This is a genomic window from Sphingomonas sp. (assembly GCF_036731925.1).
Taxonomy (GTDB): domain Bacteria; phylum Pseudomonadota; class Alphaproteobacteria; order Sphingomonadales; family Sphingomonadaceae; genus Sphingomonas.
The window spans coordinates 1542613-1565194 of record NZ_DAINDJ010000002.1; the positions used below are offsets into that span (position 1 = coordinate 1542613).

Consider the following 22582-nt stretch of genomic DNA (forward strand, 5'->3'; position numbering starts at 1 on the left):
CTCAGCCGCGGAACAGGCCGCCCAGCACGCCGCGCACCACCTGACCCAGCACGCCGCCGCCGCCCTTGCTGCCGAACACTGCCTTGCTCACTTCGTTCGCCACCGCGCGCCCCGCCGCCGACGATGCGGAGCGGGTGGCGGAGCGGATCGCGCGGTTGAGCGGGTTGTTCGCCGCCTCCCGCTCGGCCGCGATGCGGGCGCGTTCCTCCTCCTTGGCGCGGCGGGCGTCTTCCTTCGCCTGTGCGGCGGCGGCTTTCTCAGCCGCATCCCGCGCCTGGGCTTCGGCGGCGGCGGCGCTTGCCTCGGCGCGCTTGGCGGCGAGCAGTTCCTCGGCGGATTCGCGGTCGATCGCAGTGTCGTATTTGGTGCCGATCGCGTCGGTCTCGATCAGGATCTTCCGCTCGTCCACCGCCAGCGGGCCGACGCGCGAGGCGGGCGGGCGGATCAGCGTGCGCGATACCGGCGCCGGCGCGCCGTCGGCCTGGAGCAGCGAGACCAGCGCCTCGCCCACCGCCAGCTCCGTGATGGCGGTCGCCACGTCCAGCCCGGGGCTTGCCCGGAAGGTCTCGGCGGCGGCGCGGATCGCCTTCTGGTCGCGCGGCGTGAAGGCGCGCAGCGCGTGCTGGATGCGGTTGCCCAGCTGCGCCGCCACGTCCTCCGGAATGTCGATGGGGTTCTGGGTGACGAAGTACACGCCGACGCCTTTGGAGCGGATCAGCCGCACCACCTGCTCGATCTTGTCGAGCAGCGCCTCGGGCGCGTCGTCGAACAGCAGGTGCGCCTCGTCGAAGAAGAAGACGAGCACCGGCTTGTCGGGATCACCGACCTCGGGGAGCGTCTCGAACAGCTCGGAAAGCAGCCAGAGCAGGAAGCTGGCATAAAGGCGCGGGCTCGCCATCAGCCTGTCGGCGGCGAGGATGTTGATCACGCCGCGGCCGTTATCGTCGTGCGCCAGGAAATCCTGGATGCCGAGCGCCGGCTCGCCGAAGAAATGCGTGCCGCCCTGGCTGCGGATCTGGAGCAGCTGGCGCTGGATCGCGCCGACACTCTGCTTCGAGACGTTGCCATAGGTGGTCGACAGTTCCTCCGCGCGTTCGGCACAGTGGGCGAGCATTGCCTGGAGGTCGTCGAGGTCGAGCAGCAGCAGCCCTTCGGCATCGGCGACGTGGAAGGCGATGGTCAGTACGCCTTCCTGCACCTCGTTGAGGTCCATCAGCCGGGCGAGCAACAAGGGGCCCATTTCGGACACGGTGGCGCGGATCGGGTGGCCCTGTTCGCCGAACAGGTCCCAGAGCTGTACCGGCATCGCCTGGTATTTCCAGCCGCCGTCGCCGATTGCCTGCGCCCGCGCGGCGAAGGCGGCATGCGGCTTGGCGAGCGGCGACCCCGCCATGCCGAGCCCCCCCAGATCGCCCTTCACGTCCGCCACGAACACCGGCACGCCGGCGGCGGAGAAGCCTTCGGCCAGGCCCTGCAGCGTCACCGTCTTGCCCGTGCCCGTCGCGCCGGCGATCAGCCCATGTCGGTTGGCGCGGCGCAGGTTGAGTTCGATCCGCGTGTCCCCGGCTGCACCAACGAAAAGGCCCGTCTCTTCCGCCATTCCCTGCTCCTCTTGTGGGGGCAGGCATAAGGAAGAAACGGGCCTTGGTCAGCCGTTTTGCGGCGGATCAGTTCCCGGCGAGAGCGACCGGAATGTAGGTGCCGGCGTTCTTGCGCTGGATGAACAGCACCACCTGCTTGCGTCCGGCTGCCTTGGCAGCGGCCACGGCGCGGCTGAGTTCCGCCGCGGTGCGCACCGGCTGCTGGTTGACCGAGACGATCACGTCGCCGCGCTGCAGGCCCTTGCCGGCCGCGTCGCTGCTCGGGTTGACGCCGAGGATCACCACGCCGCCGATCGAGGGATCGACGCCGATCGAACGCGCGATCTGCGGAGTCAGCGGCGTGACGCCAACGCCGAGCAGCGCGGTGGGGGCGGTGGCGGCGCTGCTGCCGTCTTCACCGTCATCGCCCTGCGCGCCGTCCTGGTCGCTGGGGTCGAACGGGGTGAGCTGGTCCTCGGGCGGTCGCGCGGCTACGGTGACGTTCACCGTCTGGCGCTTGCCGTCGCGGATCAGTTCCACCGGAATGCGCGTGCCCGGCGTGACGTTGGCGACGATATAGGACAGCGTCTGCTCGGGCGTCACGTCCTTGCCGTTGACCTTGACGATCACGTCGCCCTGCTTGATGCCCGCCTTCTCGGCCGGCTGACCGGGCTCGACGCGCGCGACCAGCGTGCCGCGATCGGAGGGCAGGCCGAAGCCGTCGGCAAGCTCCTTCGTCAAGGGCTGCATCGCGATGCCGAGATAGCCGCGGGTGATCGACTGGCCCTTCATCAGCTTGTCGATGATCGGCTTGGCTTCCTCGGCCGGAATCGCGAAGCCGATGCCGACATTGCCGCCGGTGGGCGACAGGATCTGCGAGTTGATGCCGATCACGTTGCCGTTCAGATCGAACATCGGGCCGCCGGAATTGCCGCGGTTGATCGAGGCGTCGGTCTGGATGAAGCGATCATAGGCGCCGGCGCCGGTGACGCGGTGCGTTGCCGAGATGATGCCGGCGGTGACGGTGCCGCCCAGGCCGAACGGATTGCCGATCGCCAGGATCCAGTCGCCGACGCGGGCACGGCCCGAATCGCCGAACTTGACGAAGGGCAGCGCCGCCCCGTCGATCTTCAGCACCGCGAGGTCCGACTGCGCGTCATGGCCGATCAGCTTGGCCTTGAAATCGCGGCCGTCGGCCAGGGTGACGGTGATCGATTCGACCACCGCGCCCTGCGCACCGGCGGAGATCACATGGTTGTTAGTGACGACATAGCCGTCGGCCGAGATGATGAAGCCCGAGCCGAGCGACTGCGCCTCGCGCGTCACCGACTGGCCCTGGCCGCCGCCAAACATCTCGAAGGGCGTGCCGGCGAACGGATTGGCATTCACCTTCACGCGCTGCGTGGTCGAGATATTGACGACCGCCGGCTGGAGGCGGGCGACCAGATCGGCGAAGCTCATCGGCGCGCCGGCCTTGGGGGCCACCGCCTGGATGGTGCCCGGCTCGTTCTGCGCGGTCTGCGCGCCGGCCGGCTGGTTGAGCGAAAGTGCGGTGGCAGCGCCACCCAGCAGGATCGCGGTAGTCAAGGCGTAGGCGTAACGCACGGGGTCATTTCCTCTCGAAAGGAACGGTATTCGTCTCAAAGCGCGCTTCTACCCAGCGCGGCTGAACCAAGTTTGAATATGAACGAGCGGACAGACTCATCGTTGCCCGGTGAACTCCCGCAGATATTCATTGTTGGGCGACAGGATGATCTGGCTCTCGCCCTTGGCATCCGGGCTCAGGAAGGTGGTCCGGTACGACTGCATCGCGCGGTAGAAGTCGTAGAATTTCGGATCCTTGTTGAACGCCGCCGCATAGATCTGCGCCGCCTGCGCCTGCGCGTTGGCGCGGATGATCTGCGCGTCCTTCAACCCTTGCGCCTTGATCGTCTCCGCCTCCTGGCGGCGCGCGGTGGCCATGCGGGTGAGCGCGCTGGTGAGCGGCGAGCCCGAGGGCAGCTCGGTCTGCTTGATCCGCACGTCGACGATCTCCACGCCATACTGGCTGGCGAGCCGCTGGAGCGAATTCTGGACATTGTCCATCACCTGGCCGCGTTCCGGGCTCAGCAGCGTGCTCGAGCGGCGCTTGCCCAGCTCGTTGCGCAGCGACGAGCGCAGCAGCGGCTGGAGCTGTTCGCGCAGCCGCTCCTCGGTGCCCACGGTCACCACCATCCGCAGCGGATCGGTGACGCGGTAGCGGGCATAGGCGTCGATCTCCAGCCGCAGCTGGTCGGTGGACAGCACGGGCTCGTCGGGCAGGTCGACGTCGAGGATCCGCTTGTCGACCCAGACGAGGCGGTCGACGAACGGGATGCGGAACACCGGCCCGGCATTGGTGCGGCCGAAGCCTTCCCCGGTCCTGTAGGCGTTAACCGTGCGATACGGCTTCTCCAGCCGCAGCACGACGACCTGCTTGGTCTCCGGCACGATTGCCACAGTGCTCATCAGCACGATCAGCGCCACGATCACCGCGACGACGAGCGCGATCGGGTTGCGGGCCCAGGCGGTCACTTGGCGCCTCCCTTGTCCTGCGCATCGGCGGGCGCATTGCCCCGGCGCAGCGCCGGCAGCGGGAGGTAGCTGTTCACGCCGGGTGCCTCGACGATCGTCTTGTTGGTGTTGGCCAGCACGGCCTCCATGGTTTCGTAATAGAGCCGGCGCTTGGTCACTTCGGGCGCCATCTTGTACTGCTCGTAGATCTTGTCGAACTCGGCCGCCTCGCCCTGCGACGCGGCGATCACGCGCTGCGCATAGGCATTGGCGTTGTTGCGGTTCGATTCGGCTTCCTGCTGCGCGGCGGTGACGGCCTTGAAGTCCTCGTCCACCTGCGCGGGTGCGGCGGCCTTCTGGATCGCGACGCCCTGGATGCGGATGCCCGCGCCATATTCGTCGAGGATCTTCTGCATCGCGACTTGGGCTTCGGCCTCGATCTTCGAGCGGCCTTCGCCGATCGCCTCGTTGAGCGTGGTGTTGGAGATCACCGCGCGCATCGCGCTTTCCGCCGTAGCGCGCACCGTCTCGCGCGGATCGGCGATCTGGAACACGTACGCCGAGGCGCTGCGGACGTCCCAGCGGACCGAATAGGCGAGATCGACGATGTTCTGATCGCCGGTCAGCATCAGATTCTCGCCGCTGTTCGGGAAATTCTCGGTGCGGATGTTGCCGACATCGACCACGTCGACCAGCTGGAACGGCGCGGGCAGGGTGAACTGGATGCCCGGATCGAGCGTCCCCGAATAGCGGCCGAGGAAGGTGACCACGCCCTTTTCGCGCGGACCGATCGGGTGCACCGAGGTGTAGAGCACCCACACCGCCAGCAGCCCGGCGAGGATCAGCAGCCACAGCCGCGGGCCGGTGGGCACGCCCGGGAGGCCGCCGCCGCCGCCATTCCGCGCGCGCCGCCACAGCTCGTCGAGCGCGCTGGGCGAGCCCGCGCGGGTACGCCGGCCCTCGGGCGGGACGGACCACGGGTTGCGCGGGCCCCCGCCGTTGCCGTCGTCCTTATCCGAGCCGCCGCCCCATGGGCTTTTCGGCGCCTCGTTGTGGAAGGTGCCGGACAGTGCGTCACGGCCAGAACTATTCACCATGCTGACCTTTATAAGCAGGGCGACGCGGATTTACAGTGGCGTCGGACGATTGTGTACCTATGTGCCGCGGCATGACTGAACCGCAGGACCTTTCCGCCGCCCTTGCCCCCGTTTCCGCCGGTCGCGCCACCGTGCGCCTCGAAGCCGGCCGCGCCGACGTGGTGCTCGACGTGACCGGCCTCGCGCCCGAGACGCGCGACGCCCTGGAGGCGGAGGTGCGCAGCGCCGCCGCCGCGCTGCCGGGCGTGGCGGAAGTGCGCGTTCTCCTCACCAGCGAGCGTCGCACGCGCCGCATTCTCGCGGTGGCAAGCGGCAAGGGCGGCGTGGGCAAATCCACCGTCGCCGCCAACCTTGCGATCGGGCTCGCACGTCGCGGGATCAAGGTCGGGCTGGTCGATGCCGACATCTACGGCCCCTCGCAGCCCAAGTTGCTGGGCGTCGAGGGCGTGAAGCCGCAGGCACGTGACAAAGTATTGCTGCCGATCGAAACGCCGTTCGGCCTGAAGATGCTGTCGATGGGCGGCCTCGTCGCCGAAGGCCAGGCGATCGCCTGGCGCGGCCCGATGGCCGGCGGAGCGCTGGGCCAGATGGTCGATGCCGATTGGGGTGATGCCGAGCTGCTCGTGCTCGATTTGCCCCCCGGCACCGGCGACGTGCAGCTGACGATGATCCAGAAGCACAAGCCGGCGGGCGCGGTGATCGTCTCCACCCCGCAGGATCTCGCGCTGATCGACGCGACTCGCGCGATCGACCTGTTCAACAAGGCCGGCGTGCCGATCGTCGGGCTGGTTGAGAACATGGCCGGCTATTGTTGCCCGCATTGCGGCGGCGTCTCCGATCCGTTCGGCAGCGGCGGGGCGGAGAAGGCGGCGGGGGCGATGGGTCTCCCGTTCCTCGGCCGTATCCCGCTGGCGATGGCGATCCGCTCCGCTTCGGATGCAGGTACGCCGCCTGCCGCTGGCGATACGGAGTCTTCCGCAGCATTTGGTGCCTTGGCCGATTCCGTCTCTGAGTGGCTAAAGAGGTGATGCATGCCGCTTACGCGTGACGAAGACATCCGCACCCTGCTCGAGGAAACCCGCACCATCGCAATGGTGGGCGCGTCCGATCGTCCCAATCGGCCCAGTAACGGCGTGATGCTGTTGCTCCAGCGGCATGGCTATCGGGTCATCCCGGTCAATCCGCGCATTACCGGCGAGCACATCCATGGCGAGTTCGTGTTCCGCGAGCTCGACCAGATCGGGGTGCCGCTCGATATGGTCGATATCTTCCGCAAGTCCGAAGATGCCGGTGCGGTGGTCGATGCGGCGATCGCCGCGGGCGCCAAGTCGGTCTGGATGCAGCTGGACGTGGTGGACCATGCAGCTGCCGCGCGCGCCGAAGCGGCAGGGCTCAAGGTGGTGATGGATCGCTGCCCGGCGATCGAGATCCGTCGCCTCGGCCTCGCACCGCTCGCCGCCGCCTGATCAGAGCGCGGCCAGCGCCTCGCGCAGCCGCGCCACGTCGCGCGCGTCCTGGTAGAGGCCTAGCCCGATCCGCAGCACGTCGCCGCGCACGTCGGTGACGATCTCGTCCGCAAGCAGCGCCTCCTGCCACGCGGCCGCATTCGGGCTGCGCAGCGCCAGAAAGCGGGACTGGGGTGCGTCGGGCGCGGCGGGGTTGATCCGCTCGGCGTCGAGGGGCAAGTCCTCCAGCAACTGCGCCCGCAGCGGCGCGACATGGGCGTTGATCGCCGCGGTGGTCAGCCCCTCGCGCGCCAGCATCTCGCGCACCGCCACGAAGCGGTAGAGCCCCGAGGGATCGAACGTAGCGCCCAGATAGCGCCGCGCATCGGGCGCATAGCCGATCTGCCCCGGGGGCAGCGCCAGGTCCTCAAACTCGGCATACCAGCCGGTGATCTCCGGTCGCGGACCGAAGCCGGGCGGCGCGTGGAGGAAGCCGACGCCTTCGCCCGCCATCGCGTATTTGTACCCGCCCGCGACGTAGAACACCCGGTCCGCCACCGTCGAGAGGTCGGTCTCCACCGCCATGAAGCCGTGATAGCCGTCGATCAGCACCCACGGCCCCCCGGGCCGCGCGAGCGCCGCCAGCTCGCCGATGCCGTCTAAGATATGGCCGGTGCCGAACTGGACATGGCTCGCCACGATCAGGTCGAACCCGCCCGCCTGCGCCGTGGCGACGATCTCGCCCATCGGCACGCGCGTGACCACCGCCGTCCCCGCTTCCTCCCAGCGCAGCGACTGGCGGCGGAAGCTGTGGAATTCGCCGTCGGTGGCGAGGATGCGGAGCGGCCGGCGCGGCGCCATGGCGGAGACCAGCCGCAGCAGCAGCTCGTGGGTGTTGGAAGCGAAGACCACCGTCGACGGATCGGGCAGGTGCAGCTCGGCGGCGACATGGGCCTGGGCGGCGGGCCAGATGTCGTCCATCACCCGGCCCCATTTGCGGTCGGCGAGCCGGGCGGCATCCTCCCACGCCGCCTGCTGGCCGAGCCAAGAGGCGTCGGGCCAGAGATGGTGGCTGTGCGCCGCGAAGTGCAGCCGGTCGGGCGCGGCGGCCAGTGCGCGCTGGAACAGGTGCTTGAAGCTGCTCACAGGTCCGTCCTAAGCGACCAGAGCTCGGGGAAGGCGCGCTTGGCGAGCGTCGACTCGAGATAGCTCACGCCCGGCGTGCCGCCGGTGCCCATCTTGCCGCCGATCACCCGGCTGACGGTCAGCACATGCTTGTGCCGCCAGGTCGCCATCGCGTCGTCGATGTCGACCAGCTTCTCGGCCAGCTGGTACAGGTCCCAGTAGCGATTGGTATCGCGATACACCTGGCCCCAGGCGGCGCGGACATCGTCGTTCGGCTGATAGGGCGTCGGCCAGTCGCGGTGCAGCACGGCATCGGGCAGGGCGAAGCCGGCGGCGGCGAGCGCGGCATTGGCGTCGTCCCACAGGCTCGGCAGCGCGGCGGCTTCGTCGGTCAGCGGCCCCGGCACTCCGCCCCCGCGCAGCCCCAGCATCGTCTCGACCGCGCGGAACTGGTCCGACTGGAAGCCCGAGCTGCCGCCGAGCACCGAGCGGAAGCGGGTATAGTCGCTGGGCGTCATCGTCGCGAGCACGTCCCAGCTCATCGTCATCACCGCCTGGATGCGGCTGACCCGCGCCAGGCCCTTATAGGCCTCGATCAGCTTGCCTGCGCGCACCAGCCCCTTGGCGAGGTGCAGCTCGGCGAGGATCTGCTTGAGCCACAGCTCCTTGGTCTGGTGGATGATGATGAACAGCAGCTCGTCATGCCGGTCCGATAGCAAATGCTGGGCGGCGAGCAGCTGGTCGAGGGCGAGATAGCGCCCATAGGTCATGCCTTCGGTCATGCCCGCGACGCTAGCAGCGGGGCGGGAAACGGCAATGGGGGAGGCCTCTCAATGCTTGGTCGTGCAGGCGGCTGTTTGCTGACGTAACGCGGGTTCTGTGGAGTACCGCAGCGGAAGAACGAACCCATGGTCCGCCTTGATCGATCAAACTGGCTGCGAGGGTGCGTTCAGGCCGTGCGCAAGCGTGCGTATTCAATGGGTCGGCTTGGAAGCCAATCAGTGGCCTGCAGGGGGTGCGCATTATGAAAATATCCGACAACAACTTGGCCTTAGTTAGGCATTTTGCTATTAAAACTCACAGTATATGCTGCAATGGGGGAAGGGTTAAGGATGGTTGGCGCGCTGTTAATACTGTTTGTTAGTACTACGATCATGTGCTCTGCGGCCGCTGCATTAACTGCCGTGTGCACGAGCCCTGGATCGAGAAACTTAGGATTTGGTGCTCGATTCAAGGCTGCATATCCAGCTTGGCTGGGTGCGATGGTTATAATGGTCATCGCATACGCCTTCAATGCGGCAAGTGGCCGTGAAGTATCAGGGGTTTCTACATTTGTGATTTTGGCCGTCATGTTCTTCGGCGGTTGGGGGGCGCTGACGTCCGTGCGAAACGCGCGTATTCTGTAGAAAATCCGTCGGTCTGAGCTACGCGAGCATTGCGCCGGTACCGCCGCTGATGATGCCCACGCCGTCACCTGGTAGATACGCCTGCCATTCGGCTGATGGGTCGGTCGCGCAGAACCGTTACCGCTACCACCGCCCGTTCCCCTACCAACCTCCCCTTCCCCTCCCCGCCGCACCGCGCTAAGGCCCCTCGCGAATCTTCGCATTCGCAGCACCCCGGCGGTGCGCCCGCGTGGCCTATAATGGGCTGCGTCCACCGAGCGCCCGGCGGACCAGATTAGGGAAAGGACCCCGCGCCTCATGACCGCCATCGGCAACGATACGCTCGGCACGCGTGACTCGCTCACCGTCTCCGGCAAGACCTACAGCTTCTACTCGCTCCCCAAGGCGGCGGCGAAGCTCGGCGACATCAGCCGCCTGCCCTTCTCGATGAAGGTGCTGCTGGAGAACATGCTCCGCTTCGACGACGGCGTGACCGTCACGCCCGAGGATGCCCAGGCGATCGTCGACTGGCAGCAGAACCCCAAGGCCCCCAGCCGCGAAATCCAGTATCGCCCCGCGCGCGTGCTGATGCAGGATTTCACCGGCGTGCCCTGCGTGGTCGATCTCGCCGCGATGCGCGACGCGATCACCAAGCTAGGCGGCGATGCGGCCAAGATCAACCCGCTGGTGCCGGTGCACCTCGTAATCGACCACTCGGTGATGGTCGACGAGTTCGGCACGCCCAAGGCGTTCGAAGACAATGTCGCGCTGGAATATGAGCGCAACTCCGAGCGCTACGAGTTCCTGAAGTGGGGCTCCAAGGCGCTGAACAACTTCTCGGTGGTCCCGCCGGGCACCGGCATCTGCCACCAGGTGAACCTGGAATATATCGCCCAGTCGATCTGGTCTTCGGTCGCGCCGGACGGCGAGACGATCGCGTACCCGGACACGCTGGTCGGCACCGACAGCCACACCACAATGGTCAACGGCCTGGGCGTGCTCGGCTGGGGCGTGGGCGGCATCGAGGCGGAAGCCGCGATGCTCGGCCAGCCGGTGTCGATGCTGATCCCCGAAGTCGTCGGCTTCAAGCTCACCGGCAAGCTGGCCGAGGGCATCACCGCGACCGACCTGGTGCTCACCGTCACCCAGATGCTGCGCGCCAAGGGCGTTGTCGGCCGCTTCGTCGAGTTCTACGGTCCCGGCCTGCATTCGATGACGCTCGCCGATCGTGCGACCATCGCCAACATGGCGCCGGAATATGGCGCGACCTGCGGCTTCTTCCCGATCGACGACAAGACGCTCGATTATATGCGCCTCACCGGCCGCAGCGATGAGAATGTCGCGCTGGTCGAAGCCTATGCCAAGGCGCAGGGCATGTGGCACGACGTCAGCGGCCCCGAGCCGATCTTCACCGACACGCTCGAGCTCGACATGTCGACGGTGCGCCCGTCGCTCGCCGGCCCGAAGCGCCCGCAGGACCGCGTCAGCCTCGACAGCGTCGACGAAGTGTTCAACGGCGACCTGACCAAGGTGTACAAGAAGGAGCAGCCCGCACGCGTGAGCGTCGAGGGTCGCGACCATGACATCGGCGACGGCGACGTGGTGATCGCCGCGATCACCAGCTGCACCAACACCTCGAATCCGTCGGTGCTGATCGCCGCCGGCCTCGTCGCCCGCAAGGCGCGCGCGCTGGGCCTCACCCGCAAGCCGTGGGTGAAGACCTCGCTGGCGCCGGGCAGCCAGGTCGTCACCGACTATCTGAACAAGGCCGGCCTCTCCGAGGATCTCGACGCGATCGGCTTCAACCTGGTCGGCTATGGCTGCACCACCTGCATCGGCAATTCGGGTCCGCTCGCCGAGCCGATCTCGGCGGCGATCAACGGCAACGACATCGTCGCCGCCTCGGTGCTGTCGGGCAACCGCAACTTCGAGGGCCGCGTCTCGCCGGACGTCCGCGCCAACTTCCTCGCCTCGCCGCCGCTCGTCGTCGCCTATGCGCTGAAGGGCACGGTGACCGAGGACATGTACGAGACGCCGATCGGCCAGGGCACCAACGGCCCGGTCTTCCTGAAGGACATCTGGCCCTCGAACGAGGAGATCCAGGGCCTGATCGCGGCGAACATCGACGACGAGATGTTCCGCTCGCGCTACGGCAACGTCTATCTGGGCGACAGCCACTGGCAGGGCATCTCGGTGACCGTGTCGGACACCTATAGCTGGCCGACCGGCTCGACCTATATCCACAACCCGCCGTACTTCGACGGCATGTCGATGACCCCGGCCCCGGTGCAGGACATCGTCGACGCCAAGCCGCTGGCGATCCTGGGCGATTCGATCACCACCGATCACATCTCGCCCGCCGGCAGCATCAAGGCGGATTCGCCCGCCGGCGTGTTCCTCCAGGAGCACCAGGTCGCCAAGAAGGACTTCAACAGCTACGGCGCGCGCCGCGGCAACGATGAAGTCATGGTCCGCGGCACCTTCGCCAACATCCGCATCAAGAACGAGATGGTGCCGGGCGTCGAAGGCGGCATGACCAAGTACGCCGGCGAAGTGATGCCGATCTACGACGCCGCAATGCGCCACAAGGCCGACGGCACCGCGCTCGTCATCGTCGCGGGCAAGGAATATGGCACCGGTTCGTCGCGTGACTGGGCGGCGAAGGGGACCAACCTGCTCGGCGTGCGCGCGGTGATCACCGAGAGCTTCGAGCGCATCCACCGCTCGAACCTGGTCGGCATGGGCGTGCTGCCGCTGCAGTTCGCCGAGGGCGTGACCCGCGAGACGCTGAAGCTGGACGGCTCGGAAACCTTCACCATCACCGGCGTCGCGGGTCTCCGCCCGCGCCAGGACGTGGAAGTGAAGCTCACCCGAGCGGACGGCTCGTCGGAAACATTCCTCACCCGTTGCCGGATCGATACCGTCAACGAGCTGGAATATTTCCTCAACGGCGGCATTCTCCACTACGTGCTGCGCAAGCTCGCCGCCTGATCACCTAATGAACGAAAGGCCGGCGCGTTCGCAGGAACGCGCCGGCCTTTTCGCATCTACGACCAAGTACAGCCAACAATATATTCATTAATACATAGATGCGAAATACTGAAGCTGTGTTGTGTGAAACAACATTTCAAATATTCTTCTCCCTGCAACATTTACGGCTTGACCACTTCCCTTTTGGTCCGTCACCTTGGTTAACAACCGGTTACCTCTGATTCCGAGGACCGACCGGGGATCATCGATCAGGACGAAGGGGGACTGAATGAAAAAGATGGTACAGGCGCTGTTGGCGACGACGGCTGCGCTCGGCTTGGCGGTTACGGCCGCGGCACCGGCTTCGGCCAAGACGACGATCAAGCTCAACGACATCGGCGGCGTCAAGGGAAGCAAGGCGGAGCTCGGCTTCAAGATTGCCGCCAGCTACTGGGAGAGCGTGCTCACCAACGACGTGTCGCTCACGTTCAACGTCGGTTTCGCCCCGCTTGGCGAGAACATCCTTGGCGGCACCCGCTCGGCGCTGGCGCAATATGTGCCGATCAGCGCCTATTATGGCGCGCTGGCCGCCACCGGCACCACGGCGCTGGACGCGGTCGCCCTCGCCCATCTGGCGCCGCTTAGCGCCAAGGGCAGCGTCACCGCGATCGTGCCGGCCTATGCAAACCCGATCACCAAGGACGGCATTGCGGCCAACGGCGTCCGAATCGCCCCGAACGGCACCAACCTGAGCAGCACCATCGCGATCAGCTCCGCCAATCTGAAGGCGCTCGGCGGCACGGGCGCGGCGGTGGATGCACAGATCCAGTTCTCGAGCACCTATGCCTTCGATTTCAATCCGACCGACGGCATCCAGAAGGGGACGGTCGACTTCATCGGCGTCGCCATCCACGAGATGGGGCATGCGCTTGGCTTCCTGAGCGGCGCCGACGATTTCGATTACTCGGTGGGCAGTGGCTTCAAGACGGACGGCGACTGGTGGGCCTATGCCGCCGACATGTTCCGCTACACGGGTGAGGACTCGCTGAACTGGGCCTTCAACCAGCCTGCCTATTTCTCGATCGACGGCGGCGCGACTCCGTTCCAGGGCAACGCCTATTTCTCCACGGGCGAGAACAATGGCGACACCTGGCAGGCTTCGCACTGGAAGGCGAACAATACCTGCAGCGGTTTCGTCGGCGTGATGAATCCCTATACCTGCGGCGGGCTGATGGACCAGGTGACCGCAGCAGACCTCGCGCTGTTCGACGCGATCGGCTGGAATACCAATGTCGATGTGCTCGCCAATGGCGGGTACAAGGCGTCGACCGCGGATGTGTACAAGGCGTGGATCGCCGGCGGCAACGCCGTGCCGGAGCCGGAAAGCTGGACCATGCTCATCCTGGGCTTTGGTGCGATCGGTGGCGTGATGCGCTATCGCACGCGCAACCGGAAGGTCAGCTTCGCCTGAGCTAGCCCAAGGCGTAGTTGAAGGCGGCCTCGCTTCTGCGGAAGCGGGGCCGTTTCGCATCCGGCGCCGAGCACCTCCGTGCTGCACCCAGCTTCGCTTTCCAGCTGGCCGTCCATCCGAGTAGCAGGAGGCGGCAAAGCGGCGTGCGCGCCGGTCGTTCGCCTCCAGCGGGAGTATGGCTACGGGCGCACATCACGCACAGCACTCGGTTCTGAGTACGGCGGCGCTGCTTACGTTTGCGATGCCCGCCCGTGCGCAAACGCACAAGCGGCGCGTCGTCGCTCAGCCGCCGATGCCGAGAAGTTCGATCTTGAACAGCAGGGTGGCTCCGCCGGGGATCGGCCCCTTGCCCTGGAAGCCATAGCCGAGCTCGGCAGGCACCGCGATCTCGATCGTGTCCCCCACGCCCATCAGCGGCACGGCGACCTGCCAGGCGCGGATCAGCCGATCGAGCGGAAACTGGGCGGGCGGGCCGCCATAGGAGCTGTCGAACTCCGTCCCGTCGACGAAGCTGCCGGCATAATGCAGCGTCACCATGTCGGTAACCTTGGGGTGGGCACCCGATCCGTCGCCCTTCACGCGCCGCCAGCGCAGCCCGCCCTCGAGCTGGCGCCACCCTTGCGCCGAACCGCGGCTGGCCAGCGCGAGGGACTGGGCGCTCTGCCAGCGCAGATCCTGCGACGGATTGGCCGGGGTTTCCTGCGCCATCGCGGGCGCGGCGGCCAGCAGCGCGGCTGCTGCGGGCACAAGCCGCGCCATCAGCCGAGTGCCCGGCCGGCGACGGCGTCGAGCTTCGCCAGCAGCAGCGGATCGCGCGCGGAGGGCGCGGTGATCAGTGCGGTGTCGAGGCAGGTATCGATCGGCGACGGCGCGCGCTCGGCGGGAAGCGCGCGCAGCAGGTGCATCACCATCCGCCGCGCCTTCTCGGCATTGCTGGAGAGCTGGGCGATCACCTGCGCCACGTCGACCGCCTCCTCGCCTTCGCGCCAGCAGTCATAATCGGTGACCATGCCGACGAGCGCGTAGGGCAGCTCCGCCTCGCGGGCGAGCTTGGCTTCGGGCATCGCGGTCATGCCGATGATGTCGCAGCCCCAGCTGCGGTAGAGGTTGCTTTCTGCGCGGGTCGAGAATTGCGGGCCTTCCATCGCCAGATAGGTGCCGCCGACATGGGTGGTCGCACCCGCCGCCTGCGCCGCCTCGGCCGCCAGCGCGGAGAGGCGCGGGCAGACCGGATCGGCCATCGAGACATGCGCGACCAGGCCGGTGCCGAAGAAGCTGGGGGTGCGGCCCTTGGTACGATCAATGAACTGGTCGGCGATGGTGAAGGTGCCCGGCGCACGCTCCTCCGCCAGCGAGCCGACCGAGGAGACGGCAAGCACGTCGGTCACGCCCAGCCGCTTCAGCACATCGATATTGGCGCGGACGTTGAGGTCCGAGGGGCTGATGCGGTGGCCGCGGCCATGGCGCGGCAGGAACACCGCCTTCACCTGGCCGACATGGCCGACGAAGCACGCGTCCGAAGGCTGGCCCCAGGGGCTCGCCACGTCCACCCATTCGCCGCCCTCGATGCCTTCGACATCGTAGAGGCCCGAACCGCCGATGATCCCGATCGTCCAACCGCTCATGCGTCACCCTTTGCTGCGTTGCGGCGGGCATAGGCGAAATAGACCGCCAGACCCAAGAGGTTCCAGCAGCCGAACCAGAGCTGCGTCTTCGTAGGCAGGCTGAGGAAGAGATAGAAGCAGCCGAAGATCGCGCCGAGGCCGACGACCCAGGCGGCAGGCGTGCGGAACGGACGGACCAGCTCCGGTGCACGGCGGCGCAGCACCAGCAGGCAGAGGCCGACCGCGGCGAAGGCGGTGAGCGTGCCGGCATTGGCAAGGGCGGCGATCTCGTCGATCGGCAGGAAGGCGGCGAAGAAGCTGACGATGGCCGCCGTGAACAGGGTGATGCGCACCGGCGAGCCGCGGCGCGAGACCTTGGCGAGGCTCTTGGGCAGCAGGCCGTCGCGCGCCATCACGAAAAAGATGCGGCTCTGGCCGAACAGGAAGCCAAGGATGACGGTGGGCAGCGCGACAATGGCGCTGAGCGCCAGGAACTTGGCGACGCCCGGCTTGCCGATCTCGCGCAGGATCAGCGCCAGCGGCTCGGGGCTGTCGGCGAAGCGCGTGTAGGACAAGGCGCCGACCGCGGCGAGCGCGACGACCATGTAGATCGCGACACACGCCACCATCGATCCGACGATGCCGATCGCCAGGTCGCGACCCGGGTTCTTCGCTTCCTCGGCAGCGGTGGAGATCGCGTCGAAACCGTAAAAGGCGAAGAAGATGATCGCCGCAGCGGCCATCATGCCGCGCTCCACGCCGCCGCTGGCATGCTTGGCATAGCCGAACGGTGCGAAGGGATCGAAGTTGGCCGAATCGAAATAGGGCAGCGCAACCGCGACGAACACGGCGAGCGCGATCAGCTTCACGACGACGAGGATCGCATTGAGAGTCGCGCTTTCGCGAGTGCCGAGGATCAGCAGCCCCGCGACCAGCCATACGACGAACAGCGCCGGCACGTTGACTCCCCAGGCGGCAATGTGGCCCTCGACCATCTGCGGGCCATGGGTGAGTTCGGCCGGTACACCGAGGCCCAGCAGGAAGGGAGTCGCATAGCCCGACCAGCCGACCGCGACGGTGGCGACCACCAGCGTATATTCGGCGAGCAGGCTCCAGCCGACCACCCAGGCGACGATCTCGCCCAGCGCCACATAGCTGTAGGTATAGGCGCTGCCCGAGGCCGGGATGCTGGTCGCCAGCTCGGCATAGGCAAGCGCGGCGCAGGCGCAGATCGCCCCCGCCACGACGAAGGAGAGGATCACCGCCGGCCCCGCGCGATCCGCGCCGACGCCGATCAGGGTGAGGATGCCCGTGCCGACGATCGCGCCGACGCCCAGCGCCACCAGATGATACCAGCTGAGCGTGCGGGCGAGCTGATGTCCGTGCGGCTGGTCCGCCGCGGCATGGATGGGTTTCAGACGGAACAGACTGGCCATGGATCCTCCCCTATGTTCTTGGCGCGCCGGTGATAGCGCGACGTGGGGAGGGGGCAAGGGTTTGACCCTCCCGCTTGGGGGAGGGAGATTGGAGGAAGGCCGAAGGGCGCGGCTTACTGCTGGGTGCAACTCGTCAGCTTCGCCGCCTCGGCCGACTTGGCGACCGCATCGCCTTCCTTCACTTGATAGAGCTGCGGCCAGCGCTTGCCGGTGACGAACAGCCGCTTGGTGGGCGCGTCATAGGCGATGCCGTTCGCCACATTGTCGGTGCCGCGATCCTTCGGTCCCAGGTCGCTCACGTCGAGGAAGCCGGTCACCTTGCCGCTCACGGGATCGATCTTGGCGATCAGGTTGGTCTGCCAGATGTTGGCATAGATCTGGCCGTCGACCCATTCCAGCTCGTTGAGGTTGGCGACCGGGCAGCCATTCGCCGTTACCCGCAGCGTCGAGGTGACCTGCATGGAGTTCGGATCGAGGAAGCGCAGCACCGGCGTGCCGTCGCTCATGATGATGCCCTTGTCGTTGCGCGTGAGGCTCCAGCCTTCACCGGTATAAGAGAAGGTGCCGCGCGGCTCGAACTTGTCGAGGCCGTAGATGAAGCCGGTCTTGTCCTGCCAGGTCAGCTGGAACAGCTTGTCGCCCCAGGCGACGATGCCCTCGCCGAAATAGGGGGCGGGAAGCGAAGTTTCCTGCTGCACCTTGCCGGTGGCGGGATCCAGCTTGCGGATCACCGACTCGCCCACCTGCCCGGTGCTTTCGTACATTGCGCCCTTTTCGAAGAAGAGCCCCTCGGTGAACGCGCCGCTATCATGCGGCAGCGTCGCGACGGCGACGGCGCGGACCACGGGAATGCCGCTCGGCTTGATCCGGGTGAAGGCGAAGGCGGCGCCTCCGACCAGCACGACCGCGGCCAAGACCACCAACAGGATGCGCTTCATCGGAACCCCTTCGCTTCTACGTCGGGCTACCCAAGCCGAAGCCGGCCCTCCGTGTAAACCCCTAGCGCGCCAGATCGCGACGGACATAGACGAGGAGAAGGCTTTCCTCGCGAGGGGCGCGCAGTTCCAGGCGATAGCTGCGGGCGAGCAGCGGCGTCATCACCGCGAGGCTCTGCTGGTTCCAGGGGGCAAGCGGCGGGTCCATCGTCACCACCACCGGAGGGCGGGCGGCCATGATCCGGCGGACCTCGGCGGCTTCGTCGATGCCGGTCGCGCCCTGTTCGGCCGCATAGGCAAGCGTCGAGGGAAAGGCATAGGCGGTCGGCACGCAGGCGTGGCCGAGCAGGTACAGCACCGAATCGCCGGCGAAGACATAGGGGCAGCCCTGGTCGGCATGCGCGGCGACGATCCGCGCGGCGGCCTGCGCCGTGGCGCGGTCGTCCGGCTCGGTCTCCCAGTGCACGGCGAACAGGATGGCCGCCGCCGCGGCGCTCGCCGCGAGGAGCCGGCGGCAGCGTCCGAGTGCGGGGGCGGCAACGATCGCGAAGGGCACCAGCAGCGGCAGCGCGTAATGATCGAAGAAGGCGCCGATCATCGCGAAGCCGATCAGCGCGGCGACCAGCCAGCCGAGCGCGACCCCCAGCTCGGCGCGGCGTGCGGCCGGCTGCCAGCGCCAGCTGAGGGCTGCTGCGACAAGGAACGGGGAAAGCTGCGCGGTCGTGCCCGCCAGGCGCCCGGCGATCTTTGCGGCCGGGTAGCCGCGTCGCAACGCTACGGACGCGAAGTTGGAAAACCAGAAGCTGGCAAAGACTGCAGGCCCCTGCGCATGGTACCAGCCGATTGCGGCCAGCGTCGGCGCGAGACCCAGCAGCGCCCAGAGCGCGGCCGCCGCGCCGAGCAGCGGCAGCCTCGCCCCGGCACGGTGGAGATACCAGCAATGGGCAAGGCCGAAGAACGCGCCTTCCACCGCGGGCGTGTACTTGGTCTGGATCGCGAGCCCGGCGAGGAGGCAGGCGGCGGCACCCTGTAGCGCGATGGCCCGCTTGTCCCGGGCGGCCGCCAGCGCCGGCAGTCGGAGCGTCAGCCAGCCCGCGGCTGCCATGAACAGGTTGTAGAAGACCGGGGACTGGCCGCCGCGCCCGCTCAGGAAGCCGAGCCACAGCAGATAGGCGCAGCCCGCCGCCGCCGCGCCGACCGTTCGTGCACCCAGCCGCCGCGCCGAGAGCGCGATCATGCCGGCGGTGAGCGCCGCGAACAGCGTGGCGGTCAGCTGATAGGCGAGGATGCCGTCGCCCGGCAGCAGGCGCATCGCGGCGAAGAGCAGGAACAGCCCAGGCGGCTTGCGATCCCAGAAGTCGACATAGGGGACCGCGCCGTGCAGCATCCGGTCACCGACCAGCAGATAATATTGCTCGTCGACATGGATCACCGGGTTGCCGAAATCGTGCAGGCGCAGGGCCACGGCCACTGCCGAGAACAGCAGCAGCGCATGGAAGGGCTGCCGCCACGATCGCGCATCGCGCGCGGGCAGAACGGGCGTCCAATGCTTCACGGGGAAGACCAACTAGTCGCGGTCCACCCCTGAGTCATGCGCGATATTTTTGCGCGCGCCGGTGCGGAAACGGTGCGGCCATGTCGTCGCCTGCCCACCGATTAAGCAATCCGAAATTTTTATCCGGGTGCGGTGTGGATCGGTCGGGAAGGCGTCGTCTTTCGATCGGGTGGGGAAGCACTGGCCAGGCCAGGAATCAGCCAGCGCCAATTCGTTGGCGGAGTGCTGATTCCGGCGGCGGTCTCCTGCGCCCGATCGAATCGATAGGGTGACCGCAGCGATGTTTCTGGATCTTTCGAAGGACCCGTTTGATGGCGCGCCGCAGGATTCCGGGATTGCCTGGACGGTACTGATCCCGTTCTTCAACGAACGCGACTATCTGCCTGCGACGATCGAAAGCCTCGCGCGCCAGGTGACCAGGTTCACGCTGGTGCTGGTCGACAACGGCTCGACCGACGACAGCGCGGCCGTGGCGGAGGCGGCGTGCCGGGAGCACCAGCTCGACTATCTGCTGATCACCGAGAGCACCCCCGGCAAGGTCGCGGCGCTGCGCACGGGGTTGGCCTGGGTGCGGACCCGCTGGGTCGCGACCTGCGATGCGGATACCGTGTATCCGAACCACTATCTGGAAGCGGCCGAAGCGATCCTGTCGCAGCCGGGCCATGTCGTCGCCGGCGCCTACTTCATCGCGCCCGAAACCGGCGAGGCGGGCCGCCTCCTGGAGGCGCGGCGCTTCCTCACCGCGGCACGGCTGCTGCCCCGGCAATGCCATGCGGGCGGCGCGGGCCAGGCCTTCTGCACACGCAGCCTGCGGGCGGCCGGCGGCTTCGACGCGGCGCGTTGGAATTTCGTGCTCGAGGACCACGAGGTCATCCACCGCGTGATGCGCAAGGGCCGCATGGGCTATTCGGATGCGATGTGGTGCATGCCGTCCTCCCGCGAGCGGGACCGGGACTCGATCCGCTGGACGCTGTTCGAACGCCTGCTCTACTCGGCCGCAGCGCCGATCGCGGGAGATTGGTTTTTCTACAAGTTCCTCGCGCGCCGCCTGCAGCGCCGCCGCCTGCTCAGCAATCGCATCCGCGAGCGCCAGTATCAGCATCTCGAAGGACCGGTGCTTGTCCCGTCTCATTCTCTGCTCTGACGATTTCGCCTATTCGCCGGCGATCAGCGCCGCCATCGTCGCCCTCGCCCATGCCGGCAAGATCAACGCGGTCAGCTGCATGGCGGTCATGCCGGGCTGGGCGGAGGATGCGCGGATGCTCGCGGATCTGCCGGCGCATGTTGAAATCGGGCTGCACCTGACGCTGACGGAGGAGGCGCCGCGCACCGCCATGCCGCGCTTCGCGCCGGACGGTCGGATGCCGAGGGTCGATCCGCTGGCCGCGGCGGCGAGCCGCTGGACGGTGCCGCTCGATGAAGTGGCGACAGAGATATCGGCGCAATTCGACGCCTTTTTCGCCGCGCTGCGTCGCCCGCCCGCTTTTGTCGACGGCCACCAACATGTTCATGTCCTGCCCGGCATCCGCGACCTCGTGCTCGCCGAGACCGCCGCCCGCGCGCCGGGGGCATGGGTGCGCGACTGTACCGACGGCGCCGCGGCGATGCTGGCGCGTCCGTTTACCGGCAAGGCGATCGGCAGCGCGTGGCACAGCCGCGGGCTGCGCGCGGCGGCGGCCGCGTTGGGGCTGCGCACGAATGACGGCTTTGCCGGCCATTACAACTTCCGCGGCGACTATGCGGCGTTATTTCCGCGCTTTCTGCGCCGGCCGGGCCCGATGCACCTGGTGATGTGCCATCCCGGGGCGGGAGAGCGTACCGGTGACGGCATCGCAGCCGCGCGAATTGTGGAAGCCAAGGCCTTGCACCGATTGCCGATCGCCGACATGGCTGTTGCCGAGGGGCTGGCGTTTCCCGCCTGACCCTCGTCGAGGATCGGAAGCGGGTGCGTGACGACGGGCTGAAGGCGGTGTTCCTGGCGCAGCGGCCGATGCTGCTGCGCCTGCTCGTCGCGCGGCTCGGCAATCGCGACGACGCCGAGGATGCGTTGCAGGACATGTGGCTGCGGATCGACCAGCTGGCGGAGCAGCCGATCGCCCAGCCTGCCGCCTTCCTCTACCGCGTTGCCGCCAATCTTGCGACCGACCGGCGGATCGCCGCGGGGCGTCGCGGCAGCCGCGATGCCGGCTGGGTAGAGACGCAACCCGGCGCCGAGGAAGTGCCCGACGCCGAACGCACGCTGGTCGCCCGCAGCGAGTGGCAGGCGGTGGAGGAGGCGATCGGCGAGATGCCCGAACGCATGGCGACGGCGCTTCGCTTGTTTCGCCTGGAGGCGCGGCCGCAGCGTGCGATTGCCGAGCAGCTCGGCATCAGCGTGAGCGGCGTCGAAAAGCTGTTGCAGCGGGCGTACAGGAAAATTCAGGACCGGCTTGATATCGGCGGTGTGGATTCGGCCGAAGCGCGTCGTCTCGATAGGGAAAGGGGTTCCGACCGTGCAGGTTGAGACGGCAGACGCGATCGAGACGGCGATTGCCTGGCAGCTGCGGCTGGCGGCAGCGGACGAGGCCGAATGGGCAGCGTTCATCGTCTGGCTCGAGGAAAGCCCGGCGCATGCCGAGGCCTATGATCGCGTCGCGGCGACCGACCGGATGGTCGCCGATGCCCGCTTTCCCGAACCCGCGCCGATCGCGGAGAACGACAATCGCCCAGCGCCGCGGCGCTGGCTGTGGTGGACGGGCGGGGTGGCCGCCGCGGCTGCCGTCGCGCTCGCACTGGTGCCGGCGATGCGGCCGGCCGCGCAGACCTATCAGGTCGCCACGCGCGATGGCGAACGCCGGGCAATCGCGCTGGACGACGGCACGACGATCGAACTCAGCGGCGGGACACAGCTCACGCTGGACCGCAACGATCCGCGCGTCGCGACGCTCGATCGCGGCGAGGCGCTGTTCCAGGTCCGCCACGATTCCGCCAAGGCCTTCACGCTCAAGGTCGGCGGCGTCGCGGTGCAGGATCTGGGCACGGTGTTCAACGTCGCGCATCTGGATGGTCGCATTCGGGTCGCCGTTGCGGAAGGCGCGGTGGCGTTCCAGCCCGATGCGTCGGCGGTTACGCTGCGTGCCGGCGACGCGCTTTCGGCACGCGATGACGGTGCGGACGTAGCCCGGACGCGGATCGCGCCGGCGCTGGTCGGCGGCTGGCGCAGCGGCCGTCTGAGCTTCGCGGGACAACCCCTGGGTGAGGTTGCAGGCGCGTTGAAACGTCTCTACGGCACCAACATTGCCCTGCGCGGGACGCTGTCGGAAAGGCCGTTCACCGGCGTCGTTCATTTGTCCGGCGTCGCCGATCGCGACGTGCCGCGCCTGGCGGAACTGATCGGGGCGACGTGGCGACGTGACGGGGGGCAGTGGATTCTGGCGGAGCAGGGGCCGAACGCGCCTTAGCCTCGCG

At 67.6% G+C, this 22582-nt stretch carries 19 protein-coding genes; 8 read left to right on the forward strand and 11 right to left on the reverse strand.

Annotation, left to right across the window (positions count from 1 at the left end; all coding sequences use genetic code 11):
- Position 1 precedes the first annotated feature (1 nt).
- From V7E00_RS16840 to hflK, 4 genes are all read right to left on the reverse strand, one after another.
- A complete protein-coding gene (locus tag V7E00_RS16840) occupies positions 2-1600 on the reverse strand; it encodes a helicase HerA-like domain-containing protein (protein ID WP_333573752.1) in 1599 nt (532 codons plus the stop codon).
- Between the two features lie 67 nt (positions 1601-1667).
- Entirely contained in the window at positions 1668-3185 is a 1518-nt protein-coding gene (locus V7E00_RS16845) for a Do family serine endopeptidase (protein ID WP_333573753.1), read from the reverse strand.
- A gap of 96 nt (positions 3186-3281) precedes the next feature.
- Complete coding sequence (hflC, locus tag V7E00_RS16850) at positions 3282-4133, reverse strand: protease modulator HflC (protein WP_333573754.1); 852 nt, start codon at positions 4131-4133, stop codon at positions 3282-3284.
- Positions 4130-5209 (reverse strand): protease modulator HflK, encoded by a 1080-nt coding sequence (hflK, locus tag V7E00_RS16855; protein ID WP_333573755.1) that lies wholly within the window; start codon positions 5207-5209, stop codon positions 4130-4132. The genes hflC and hflK overlap by 4 nt, the downstream gene beginning before the upstream one ends.
- A gap of 71 nt (positions 5210-5280) precedes the next feature.
- Here hflK and V7E00_RS16860 point away from each other — a divergent pair, with 71 nt between their 5' ends.
- Together V7E00_RS16860 and V7E00_RS16865 are read left to right on the forward strand one after the other, a co-directional pair.
- On the forward strand, positions 5281-6237 hold the full coding sequence (locus V7E00_RS16860; RefSeq protein WP_333573756.1) for a P-loop NTPase: 957 nt from the start codon (positions 5281-5283) through the stop codon (positions 6235-6237).
- 3 nt (positions 6238-6240) lie between these two features.
- Positions 6241-6675 carry a CoA-binding protein gene (locus tag V7E00_RS16865; protein ID WP_333573757.1) on the forward strand — a complete coding sequence of 145 codons (435 nt, stop codon included), beginning with the start codon at positions 6241-6243 and terminating at the stop codon, positions 6673-6675.
- On the opposite strand, the gene V7E00_RS16870 is transcribed toward V7E00_RS16865, so the two are convergent.
- Positions 6676-7800 (reverse strand): aminotransferase class V-fold PLP-dependent enzyme, encoded by a 1125-nt coding sequence (locus V7E00_RS16870; RefSeq protein WP_333573758.1) that lies wholly within the window; start codon positions 7798-7800, stop codon positions 6676-6678.
- The gene (locus V7E00_RS16875; RefSeq protein ID WP_333573759.1) at positions 7797-8561 is read right to left on the reverse strand and encodes a tryptophan 2,3-dioxygenase; all 765 of its coding nucleotides are present in this window, start codon (positions 8559-8561) and stop codon (positions 7797-7799) included. The genes V7E00_RS16870 and V7E00_RS16875 overlap by 4 nt, the downstream gene beginning before the upstream one ends.
- A 921-nt stretch (positions 8562-9482) precedes the next feature.
- Here V7E00_RS16875 and acnA point away from each other — a divergent pair.
- Both acnA and V7E00_RS16885 read left to right on the forward strand, forming a co-directional pair.
- Entirely contained in the window at positions 9483-12155 is a 2673-nt protein-coding gene (gene acnA / locus V7E00_RS16880) for an aconitate hydratase AcnA (RefSeq protein ID WP_333573760.1), read from the forward strand.
- 268 nt (positions 12156-12423) lie between these two features.
- Positions 12424-13605 (forward strand): NF038122 family metalloprotease, encoded by a 1182-nt coding sequence (locus tag V7E00_RS16885; protein WP_333573761.1) that lies wholly within the window; start codon positions 12424-12426, stop codon positions 13603-13605.
- A gap of 282 nt (positions 13606-13887) precedes the next feature.
- Here V7E00_RS16885 and V7E00_RS16890 read toward each other — a convergent pair whose 3' ends face one another.
- The 5 genes from V7E00_RS16890 to V7E00_RS16910 form a co-directional block, all read right to left on the reverse strand.
- On the reverse strand, positions 13888-14364 hold the full coding sequence (locus tag V7E00_RS16890) for an FKBP-type peptidyl-prolyl cis-trans isomerase (protein WP_333573762.1): 477 nt from the start codon (positions 14362-14364) through the stop codon (positions 13888-13890).
- Positions 14364-15230: an S-methyl-5'-thioadenosine phosphorylase gene (locus tag V7E00_RS16895; RefSeq protein WP_333573763.1), complete on the reverse strand. Its 867-nt coding sequence runs from the start codon at positions 15228-15230 to the stop codon at positions 14364-14366. Before V7E00_RS16895 ends, V7E00_RS16890 begins: the two co-directional genes overlap by 1 nt.
- The gene (locus V7E00_RS16900; protein ID WP_333573764.1) at positions 15227-16645 is read right to left on the reverse strand and encodes an amino acid permease; all 1419 of its coding nucleotides are present in this window, start codon (positions 16643-16645) and stop codon (positions 15227-15229) included. Before V7E00_RS16900 ends, V7E00_RS16895 begins: the two co-directional genes overlap by 4 nt.
- A gap of 113 nt (positions 16646-16758) precedes the next feature.
- Complete coding sequence (locus V7E00_RS16905; protein WP_333573765.1) at positions 16759-17583, reverse strand: glutaminyl-peptide cyclotransferase; 825 nt, start codon at positions 17581-17583, stop codon at positions 16759-16761.
- Between the two features lie 61 nt (positions 17584-17644).
- Positions 17645-19135, reverse strand: coding sequence for an ArnT family glycosyltransferase (locus V7E00_RS16910; protein ID WP_333573766.1), 1491 nt, complete (start codon positions 19133-19135; stop codon positions 17645-17647).
- Between the two features lie 280 nt (positions 19136-19415).
- On the opposite strand from V7E00_RS16910, the gene V7E00_RS16915 reads away from it, so the two are divergent.
- Genes V7E00_RS16915 through V7E00_RS16930 form a run of 4 tightly spaced genes read left to right on the forward strand, consistent with a single transcriptional unit; the run spans position 19416 to position 22575 of the window.
- Positions 19416-20279 (forward strand): glycosyltransferase family 2 protein, encoded by an 864-nt coding sequence (locus tag V7E00_RS16915; protein ID WP_333573767.1) that lies wholly within the window; start codon positions 19416-19418, stop codon positions 20277-20279.
- Positions 20254-21057 (forward strand): ChbG/HpnK family deacetylase, encoded by an 804-nt coding sequence (locus tag V7E00_RS16920; protein ID WP_333573768.1) that lies wholly within the window; start codon positions 20254-20256, stop codon positions 21055-21057. The genes V7E00_RS16915 and V7E00_RS16920 overlap by 26 nt, the downstream gene beginning before the upstream one ends.
- Positions 21058-21080: 23 nt before the next feature.
- Positions 21081-21638, forward strand: coding sequence for an RNA polymerase sigma factor (locus V7E00_RS16925; RefSeq protein WP_333573769.1), 558 nt, complete (start codon positions 21081-21083; stop codon positions 21636-21638).
- The gene (locus V7E00_RS16930) at positions 21628-22575 is read left to right on the forward strand and encodes a FecR family protein (RefSeq protein ID WP_333573770.1); all 948 of its coding nucleotides are present in this window, start codon (positions 21628-21630) and stop codon (positions 22573-22575) included. Before V7E00_RS16925 ends, V7E00_RS16930 begins: the two co-directional genes overlap by 11 nt.
- Positions 22576-22582: the final 7 nt, after the last annotated feature.